This is a genomic window from Peribacillus sp. NPDC097295 (genome assembly GCF_044761665.1).
Classification (GTDB): domain Bacteria; phylum Bacillota; class Bacilli; order Bacillales; family DSM-1321; genus Peribacillus.
Map to the genome: position 1 here is coordinate 1 of NZ_JBIWCW010000006.1, position 9,409 is coordinate 9,409.

At 39.6% G+C, this 9,409-nt stretch carries 9 protein-coding genes and 1 pseudogene; 6 read left to right on the plus strand and 4 right to left on the minus strand.

Annotation, left to right across the window (positions count from 1 at the left end):
* The 3 genes and pseudogenes from ACIQXN_RS12135 to ACIQXN_RS12145 form a co-directional block, all read right to left on the minus strand.
* Positions 1 to 433: pseudogene (locus ACIQXN_RS12135) on the minus strand (hypothetical protein); the annotation flags it as partial.
* A gap of 280 nt (positions 434 to 713) precedes the next feature.
* Positions 714 to 1,103: a BclA C-terminal domain-containing protein gene (locus tag ACIQXN_RS12140; protein ID WP_402967113.1), complete on the minus strand. Its 390-nt coding sequence runs from the start codon at positions 1,101 to 1,103 to the stop codon at positions 714 to 716.
* Positions 1,104 to 1,109: 6 nt separating this feature from the next.
* Positions 1,110 to 1,337 carry a hypothetical protein gene (locus tag ACIQXN_RS12145; RefSeq protein WP_402966672.1) on the minus strand — a complete coding sequence of 76 codons (228 nt, stop codon included), beginning with the start codon at positions 1,335 to 1,337 and terminating at the stop codon, positions 1,110 to 1,112.
* Positions 1,338 to 1,576: 239 nt separating this feature from the next.
* Between ACIQXN_RS12145 and ACIQXN_RS12150 the strand changes: the two genes are divergently transcribed.
* From ACIQXN_RS12150 to ACIQXN_RS12175, 6 genes are all read left to right on the plus strand, one after another.
* Positions 1,577 to 2,956: a glycosyltransferase gene (locus tag ACIQXN_RS12150; RefSeq protein WP_402967115.1), complete on the plus strand. Its 1,380-nt coding sequence runs from the start codon at positions 1,577 to 1,579 to the stop codon at positions 2,954 to 2,956.
* 86 nt (positions 2,957 to 3,042) lie between these two features.
* A complete protein-coding gene (locus ACIQXN_RS12155; protein ID WP_402966674.1) occupies positions 3,043 to 4,113 on the plus strand; it encodes a tetratricopeptide repeat-containing glycosyltransferase family 2 protein in 1,071 nt (356 codons plus the stop codon).
* Between the two features lie 177 nt (positions 4,114 to 4,290).
* Entirely contained in the window at positions 4,291 to 5,163 is an 873-nt protein-coding gene (rfbA, locus tag ACIQXN_RS12160) for a glucose-1-phosphate thymidylyltransferase RfbA (RefSeq protein WP_402966676.1), read from the plus strand.
* A gap of 9 nt (positions 5,164 to 5,172) precedes the next feature.
* Positions 5,173 to 6,144, plus strand: a complete 972-nt coding sequence (gene rfbB / locus ACIQXN_RS12165; protein ID WP_402966678.1) for a dTDP-glucose 4,6-dehydratase — start codon at positions 5,173 to 5,175, stop codon at positions 6,142 to 6,144.
* Positions 6,141 to 6,995 carry a dTDP-4-dehydrorhamnose reductase gene (gene rfbD / locus ACIQXN_RS12170; protein WP_402966680.1) on the plus strand — a complete coding sequence of 285 codons (855 nt, stop codon included), beginning with the start codon at positions 6,141 to 6,143 and terminating at the stop codon, positions 6,993 to 6,995. The genes rfbB and rfbD overlap by 4 nt, the downstream gene beginning before the upstream one ends.
* A complete protein-coding gene (locus tag ACIQXN_RS12175) occupies positions 6,976 to 7,443 on the plus strand; it encodes a dTDP-4-dehydrorhamnose 3,5-epimerase family protein (protein WP_402966682.1) in 468 nt (155 codons plus the stop codon). Before rfbD ends, ACIQXN_RS12175 begins: the two co-directional genes overlap by 20 nt.
* 525 nt (positions 7,444 to 7,968) lie before the next feature.
* Here the strand turns inward: ACIQXN_RS12175 and ACIQXN_RS12180 are convergent.
* On the minus strand, positions 7,969 to 9,409 hold a 1,441-nt coding region (locus ACIQXN_RS12180; protein ID WP_402966684.1), incomplete at its 5' end, for a collagen-like triple helix repeat-containing protein.

The following is a 9,409-nucleotide window of genomic DNA, read 5'->3' on the forward strand; positions in this document are numbered from 1 at the left end:
CTGTTCCGGTGGCTCCCGTCGCTCCCGCTGTTCCTGTGGCTCCGGTGGCTCCCGCTGTTCCTGTGGCTCCGGTGGCTCCCGCTGTTCCTGTGGCTCCCGTCGCTCCCGCTGTTCCTGTGGCTCCCGTCGCTCCTCCTCCTGCCCCAGTTGCTCCTGTAGCTCCGGTGGCTCCCGCTGTTCCTGTGGCTCCGGTGGCTCCCGTCGCTCCTCCTCCTGCCCCAGTTGCTCCCGTCGCTCCTGTTGCTCCTGTAATTCCTGCTCCAGGTGTGCCTGTTATTCCTACAAGCCCATCTATAATAACTTGAACTTTTTGATTAACGCTTTGTTGTTTATTTCCACATTTACATTTTTTGTGTCCACAATCTTTACATTTCTTTTCCTGACATTTGCAAGTACTATGTCCACATTTAGAACACTTTTTATGCTTCCCCATAATTTCACCCCTATAATTAACATTCCTATATCCTATGTATTTTTAAAATAAGGGGTTGGGTAATAACCTAGTTTGAATTAACTTATTATTTTAATTAATGGATTTATGGATCATAGGCTATTAATAAAGTAATTAAGATTGATACATAGCTAGAATTGGTATTCATGCTAAATAAAATAATATTCTAAATACCTAAATATCACCTATATACGGATGATTTTTACGATATCCCCCTGATTAGGGGGGATACAAATGACTTCGATATTTAAATGAGCTTAAATTAATTTAACTTCTTAAGAATTACAGATGCATTTGCATTTGTTTGTGTGCCTCCTGCCATAGTCTGAAGCGTTACATCTGAAAAAGAAATATTATTTCGTATGGTGAGTATGTCGCCGGCAGCTAAAGTGACGATAAACTGACCAATATTCCCCTGAGCTCCCGAACCTGACCCGTACAACGTTCCTTCCATAAGCACATCATTTCTGAATAATGCAAACTGGCTAGGTTCGTTAGTCGATACCGTGAAAGTTATTTTATAGTCTCCCGGTGTGATGACTATTATTTCTTCTGATCCTGCTACATGTGGTATACCAGGAGTAATTACACCATTTGTATCAAAATTAATATCATCCCCTATAGCAACCGTTTGTGCACTTAGATTGTATATATAAGCTTATTCAGATAATCCTGATTCTGAGCCTCCCGTTGCCCCTGTCTCCCCTGTTGCTCCAGTAGGTCCAGCTCCAGGATTCCCTGTCATTCCAATAGGCCCGTCAATTACCACCTTAACTTTTTGGTTTGGAAATGAATCACAATGACAATTTTTATGTCCACATTTTGAGCATCTTTTATTTTTTCTATCCTTTTCTTTTTCACCCTTTAATCTCTTATTCTTACTCAAATTTTTACCCCTTATTGAAAGCATTTCTATAACATATGTAAAAGCAAAAATAAAGGGTAGATGAATGATCTATCATTAGTTTAATTGAGTAGTTGCCTGTCCATAATAAATCCGGTCTTTTTTCTTTTCATTTCCTTATTGCATCCCTATATAAATGAATGAAGGAATTAAAGGAATTCACTAAATCTGCAATGCCTACATATATTTAATTGAATATTAACTAAGGGAAGGTGGAGGTAATACTGAAAACCAGTATTGTTATTCTCACATATAACGAATTACCTTTAACCAAACAGTGTCTTGCCAGTATTCAAAAGCATACAGCTGATGAAGAAATTGAAATTATTGTCGTTGATAATGGTTCTACAGATGGGACGATTGACTATTTAAAAAGTATGCCCTCTTTAAAAACGATTTTTAATGAAGAAAACTTAGGGTTTGCGAAAGGTTGTAATCAAGGGCTTAATGTCTCTACTGGAGAAAATGTTTTATTTCTAAATAATGATACAATCGTCACGGAAAACTGGCTGCAATCCATGCTTAGTTTGCTTTATAGTGATGAAAAAATAGGCATGGTCGGACCAGTGAGTAATTATGTAAGCGGCCCACAGCAAATTGCAGTGGATTATAACGCCATCGACGGAATTGCTGATTTTTCAAGAGATTACTGTCAAAAGAACCTCGGAAAATCAAAGAGAGTCATGCGTCTTGTCGGATTTTGTTTACTTGTGAAAAAAGAAGTCCTAGATAAAATCGGTGGTTTTGATGAACGTTTTGAATATGGTTCCTTTGAGGATGACGATTTATGTCTTCGGACATTAATAGAAGGATATCAATTGAGGATTGCCTATGATTCATTTGTCCATCATCATGGTCATGCCACTTTTACAGCAAATCAAGATATCAACATCCACCATTTGTATACGTTAAATCGTCAGAGATTCATAGATAAATGGAAAGTGGATCTAACTTATTACATCCATTCAAGACCTGAAATTATTAATCTCGTTCCGTTAGATTCAAAAAAGATTCTAGATATCGGATGCGGAGCAGGAGCTACTGGATTAGAATTACTCAATCGACAACCTTGTGAGCTTTATGGTGTGGAATTAAATGAATTTGTAGGATCCATTGCCAACAATCACTTTGAACGAGTAGATACGACAGATATTGAGTCATTGGACCTTCCATATCCTCCCGCTACCTTTGATACGATAATACTGGCGGATATATTGGAACATTTAGAAAATCCTTGGAAGATTGTTGAAAAACTTTCCGTTTACTTAAAGCCAAACGGTTCTCTCATATGTAGCATTCCAAATATTTCACATGCAGAGGCTCTCCTCCCTTTATTGATGGGAAACTGGGACTATGTTAATGCAGGGATTTTGGATCGAACACATTTGCGCTTTTTTACTCCAAAAACCGTACTCTCTTTATTTCCTACTCCATTATTCGAAGTTCAATCCCAGACATATAATTATTTTACCCCCGATTCGAAAACGCAACTTTTCTTTAATGAAGTAAGTTTTCTCGGCGAAAAATTCGGATTTCCGATGGATGAACTATCGAACTATACTAATATTTATCAAATGCTCATACATGCAAAAAAACGCTAAGATAGAAGTTCAGGCAGGCGCACTGAAAGCATTTCTCATTAAATGAATGGCTTGATTTATAAATGGAAGGATGGGGAAATGAAGCTTTGATTACTATTAGTTTATGTATGATTGTAAAAAATGAAGAAGCTGTAATTGGACGATGTTTAGATTCCGTTAGTAAAATCGTGGATGAAATCAATATTGTGGACACAGGTTCTATTGATCATACCAAAGAAATCGCAGCCAAGTATACAGACAGGATCTATGATTTCACATGGATTGAAGATTTTGCCGCTGCAAGAAATTTTGCGTTTCAACAGGCTACAACTGACTATATTTTATGGCTGGATGCAGATGATATATTTTTAGAGAAAGACCAAAAAGCTTTACTAGAACTCAAAAAAACACTTGACCCTCAAACCGATGCCGTTTCAATGAACTATAATCTTGCTTTTGACGGTGATGGTAATGTAATTTCCAGCTTAAGAAGATACCGTTTGGCAAAACGAGAAAAAGGATTTAAATGGATCGGGAATGTTCATGAGTATTTAGAGGTGTATGGAAACTTACACCAAAGCGATGTATCTGTTTCACATATGCCCCTTAGTCATGACGCGGAGCGCAACTTACGGATTTATGAAAAGTTAGCTTCATCAGGGAAAGATTTTTCCCCCCGTGATTTATTCTATTATGCAAATGAACTGCTGGATCATGGTAAAGTCGAAAAAGCGATTGAATACTATCTCCGTTTTTTAAAAACGAAAAAAGGGTGGGTCGAAGATAATATTCAGGCATGCAATAAATTAGCGGATTGCTACAATAAACTTGGTTTGAAAGAACTGGAATTGACTTGGGTTCTTCACACTCTTGCTTACGGTACGCCAAAACCTGAAACATGTTGCAGGTTAGCTTACTACTTCTTGCAAAGACAGGAAATACAATCAGCCATTTACTGGTATGAAAGTGCCTTGGCCAATAAAGAAGCAGATGGTCTTTCTTTTCAAAACCACTCTTGTTCAACATGGTTGCCACACCTACAATTAGCTGTTTGTTATGATAAAGCAGGGCAATATGAACTGGGCTATCAACACAATGAAAAAGCCTTGAAATACCGTCCCCAAGATTCCCAAATGCTATCAAATAAAGAGTACTTTGAAAAAAAACTCAACTTATAAATCAGTACATTCTGCAAAGTACGCTTTGCAGTTTTTCATAAACTCTTTTCCCATTCCATAGATTCTCCATCCACTCATACTCATAAACACAAGAGCATATGATGATTTAAAACAATTTCCCTGTAATTAAATGTACTTTATCACCCAGATGTAATCTCCTTGAGGATGTGAAATGTAATGAAAGGCATCATATTAGCTGGTGGAAGCGGCACAAGACTGTATCCGTTGACTAAAGCCGTCTCAAAACAGCTATTACCTGTTTATGATAAACCATTAATTTATTATTCACTTTCCGTACTTATGCTTGCGGGCATTAAGGATATTTTAATCATCTCCACCCCCACTGATACCTCTAAATACGAACACTTACTGGGGGATGGATCCCAATTAGGAATTAAATTAAGCTATGTAATACAAGAAAGTCCAGATGGCATTGCTCAAGCTTTTATAATAGGAGAAAATTTTATAGGAAAGGACTCAGTCTGTTTAATATTAGGTGATAATATTTTTTATGGACATAACTTCACTAAAACGTTAGAAGAAGTCGTTTCCTCAGGAAGTGGTGCAACGATATTCGGCTATCACGTCAAAGATCCAGAACGGTTCGGTGTCGTCGAATTCGATAAGGATCTGAAAGTAGTATCACTAGAGGAAAAACCAAAATCCCCTAAATCCAATTACGCCATTACGGGCCTCTACTTTTATGATAATAATGTTATTGATATAGCAAAAAGCATAAAGAAATCAAAACGCGGAGAATATGAAATCACCTCGATCAATGAATGTTATCTCGAAAGAAATCAACTGAATGTACGATTACTAGGCAGAGGTTTTAGCTGGTTGGATACAGGGACCCATGAATCACTCCTTGATGCCTCCTTGTTTATCCAGACCATCCAAAGTAGGCAAAATGTTCATATTGCCTGCATAGAAGAAATCGCTTTTCGTAAAGGGTTCATATCCTCTCAACAGCTTCTTGCTTTGGCTAAACCTTTAGAAAAAAATGAATATGGGCAATACCTTGCAAGATTAGTTGAAAAATTACATTAATCTATAATAATGAAAGGTGGTCGTTCATTGAATCTCTTAGTGACAGGCGGTGCTGGTTTTATCGGCCTTAACTTTGTTCATTACCTTCTTGAGAATACTTCCTATCAAATCACCGTCATCGATTCGATGACTTATGCAAGTCATCCTGATGAGATGCAGGCCTTGACATCTAATCCCAGGTTTCGTTTCAAGAAAGGAAACATTGCAGATAAGAACGATTTAAATGCGGTGATGGATCAACAGTATGAAGCCATCATCCACTTTGCGGCTGAATCACACGTAGATAATAGCATTCAAAACGCGGACGATTTTATTCAAACGAATATTGTCGGCACCTATGAATTGTTACAACACCTAAAAACAGGGGCAGCAAATAAAATGATTCATGTTTCGACCGACGAAGTGTATGGTACTCTAACTCCTGCTCAACAACCATTTACTGAATTGTCCCCCCTTTCTCCTAATAACCCCTATTCGGCTACAAAAGCAAGCTCGGATTTATTAGTGCGTGCGTATCATGAAACCTTTAATTTACCTTTAGTAACGACTAGGTGCAGTAATAACTTTGGCCCCTTTCAAAATAAGGAAAAGTTCATTCCTACGATAATTTACCGCGCGCTTCTAAATCAAAAAATACCCATTTACGGGGATGGGCAACAAATAAGGGATTGGCTATTTGTTGAAGACCATTGTAAAGCGATTGCTCTTATTCTTGAAAAAGGCACATCAGGTGAGGTCTATAACATCGGCGGAGGAAACGAAAGGAAAAATGTAGATGTCGTGAAGAGGATTTTAGAGATAATGGGAAAATCAGAAAAATTAATTGAATTTGTCAGTGACCGAATAGGTCATGACCGGAGATATGCCATAGATTCCACCAAATTACAAAGCGAATTAGGGTGGAAGCAAACAGCTTCCTTCGATCAATCACTAGTTAAAACAGTTGAATGGCATGTAAATAATTTCGGTGCTTCCTTATGAAGAAGGTCGTCATTACAGGTGCCGGCGGACAATTGGGAAAAGAATTGGTGCAAATATTAAAGGATGACCATTATATGGTGCATCCATTCACCAAACAACAACTGGATATTACGGATCGTAAAAAAATAGATGAAATGCTCGAACAGACCAATCCTGATTTCCTTATTAACACTGCAGCTTTTACACAAGTCGATACATGTGAAAAAGATATAGATAACGCTTATTTGATCAACGGTATTGCACCCTATTATTTAGCCTGTGCAGCTAAAGCAAAAAAAGTGAAATTCATTCATATAAGCACTGACTACGTATTTGCTGGAAATAAAACGGAACCTTATTTAGAAGATGATGATACAGATCCCAAAACCATTTATGGAAAAAGCAAATTACTCGGTGAAGAATTTTCACAAGTAGCTTACGAAGAAACCACAATCATAAGGACCTCGTGGTTATATGGCCATGAAGGGAAAAATTTCGTCAACACCATTAAAAGATTAGCCGATTCTCCTAAAGAAATTCATGTGGTCGATGATCAATTCGGTAGTCCCACTTATACAAAAGACTTGGGAATTGCGATTAAACAATTACTATCAAAGCCACCTGGGATCTATCATGTTACCAATTCGGGAAGTTGCAGTTGGTTCGAATTCGCGAGAGAAATAGTAGAATGCTTACAATCGGAAGCCATCGTCAGTCCTATTTCTACGGATAGGTACGGTTTGGCAACTCCTAGACCCAAATATTCGGTCTTAAGTCATAAAAAGTTAAACTCTAACGGCATTTACATGCGAAATTGGCAAAAGGGGCTGCAAGAATTCTTAGCAAAGGAAGATGATAACAGTGGGAATTGAAGGTGTTATTTCAAAAAAACTAACAAAGCACTGTGATGATCGAGGATTTTTCGCGGAAGTTGTTAGAGATGATGAAAATCTTTTGTCACATTTTGGTCAGCTTTCTTGGTCAACTTCATATCCAGGTGTTATTAAAGCATTTCACTACCATGAGGAGCAGGATGACCTTTGGTTTTTCCCTTCTGGAAATGCACAAGTAGTTCTATACGATTTAAGGGAGCACTCCAGTTCGAAAGGTGAAACGGCTGTTTATTATATGGGTGAAAACAACCCCAGTATCTTGCTTATCCCAAAGGGAGTAGCTCACGGATACCGCGTACTTGGAGAAAAGCCAGCGACTGTAGTGTATTGTACAACTAAGTCATATAACCCATCCCAACCAGATGAGAAAAGAATCCCATGGGATGATAAAGAAATAAATTTTAATTGGAAAACACAAAATAAGTAAGAAATGAAACCATATAAAGGGGCTGTCTCATAAGTCCTTTTTAAGTAAAATAACGCAAAATTGAAGAGGCAGATATGTTGTTAAATCAACATTTCTGCCTCTCTATATTTATTCAATTTAGACTTAATTACCCTTTTTCGGACAGCCCCTTTATTATTTTGTGAATTTTTCATCGGATAAATAGGTTTGAAGAAAGCTTATTTACTCAGGAATTTCATATAATTCTACTTCACTCAAAAAACACAAACAACTTCAACCTTTCACATGATCCCCAATTAACTATTTCTCCTCTTAATTTTTAGAAGGGCAACTGATACTCTCTTCATTATGTAAGGTATATTCTCAAAATATTAAGCATCACTTAAAATGTAAAAATTGTTTTTATTGCTATCGAAACAGCTGCGTCAGTGGGTGGTTTAGGTCTCACTTCCATATAAATTAATCATGCTGTTTCAAACAAAAAAAAGGAAGTTCACCCTAAGGGATCACTTCCTCCAAGAAATTATAAACTAAACTATTTTCAAATCATGTGAGGCGATGTGCTGACCATACAATCCCGTTACCGTCTCCACTTAAATCCAACCCTAACGTTAAACCATCTGCTTCGTAAAATAATCCAACCACATCACCTGCATTTAGCAACACGTCACCTGCCAAAGTAACTGTTCCATTCCCTAGTATAGCTCTTAAAGTTAACACTAAAGCAACGTTAACATTTAATATTGGCGTTAAGCCACTTATCAAATCAGTTACGACTGGAGCGGTTCTACGAATAGAAAATGAAGGGTTTATGCCTGCACCTAAAGAAATGCTTAATGCACCCGTTGTAGTATAATTAATTGTCGCTTCAAAAGAATATCTTCCCGTAACTGGAACTGTGAAATTCCCAGTAGCAGGATTAAACGTTGTATCTACGAAATACGGACTCGCAACACTCCACCCTGTAATTTGAGTGGTCCCGGTTACAGCTGATACAGGCGAAGCGAAAGCAGAAAATCCTTCAGAAAGAGTGTTAGGACCAGTTCCACCGGTTGCTCCTGTTGCTCCGGCTAATCCTGTTGCTCCCGTTGCTCCGGCTAATCCTGTTGCTCCTGTTGCTCCGGCTTCTCCTGTTGCTCCCGTTGCTCCGGCTAATCCCGTTGCTCCTGTTACTCCGGCTTCTCCTGTTGTTCCGGCTAATCCCGTTGCTCCTGTTACTCCGGCTAATCCCGTTGCTCCTGTTGCTCCGGCTAATCCCGTTGCTCCTGTTGCTCCGGCTTCTCCTGTTGCTCCTGTTGCTCCGGCTTCTCCTGTTACTCCGGTTGCTCCTCCAGCTACAAATAGCGTATAATCTGGGGATTGGCCAGGTATACCTGTTGGAGATGCTACATTTGCTAAATAGGCGCTTCCTTCATAGAGGACCACTTGACCTGCTGGATACCCTGGAGCTGCTGCGGGATCAAACTCTACTGCTCCTTCTAATCCTGCTCCTGTTGCTCCGGCTTCTCCCGTTGCTCCCGTTGCTCCGGCTTCTCCTGTTGCACCGGTTGCTCCTGTTGCTCCTGTTGCTCCGGTTGCTCCTGTTGCTCCTGTTGCACCGGTTGCTCCGGCTTCTCCTGTTGCTCCTGTTGCTCCTGTCGCTCCTGTTGCACCGGTTGCTCCGGCTTCTCCCGTTGCTCCCGTTGCTCCCGTTGCTCCGGCTTCTCCTGTTGCTCCTGTTGCACCGGTTGCTCCTGTTTCTCCTGTTGCACCGGTTGCTCCGGCTTCTCCCGTTGCTCCTGTTGCTCCGGCTTCTCCTGTTACTCCGGTTGCTCCTCCAGCTACAAATAGCGTATAATCTGGGGATTGGCCAGGTATTCCTGTTGGAGATGCTACATTTGCTAAATAGGCGCTTCCTTCATAGAGGACCACTTGACCTGCGGGATACCCTGGAGCTGCTGCGGGATCAAACTCTACTGCTCCTTCTAATCCTGCTCCTGTTGCCCCG

Coding starts and splice junctions, on each gene's coding strand:
- rfbA (WP_402966676.1), top strand. CDS start 4,291: ATGAAAGGCATCATATTAGCTGGTGGAAGCGGCACAAGACTGTATCCG.
- rfbB (WP_402966678.1), top strand. CDS start 5,173: ATGAAAGGTGGTCGTTCATTGAATCTCTTAGTGACAGGCGGTGCTGGT.
- rfbD (WP_402966680.1), top strand. CDS start 6,141: ATGAAGAAGGTCGTCATTACAGGTGCCGGCGGACAATTGGGAAAAGAA.
- ACIQXN_RS12175 (WP_402966682.1), top strand. CDS start 6,976: ATGATAACAGTGGGAATTGAAGGTGTTATTTCAAAAAAACTAACAAAG.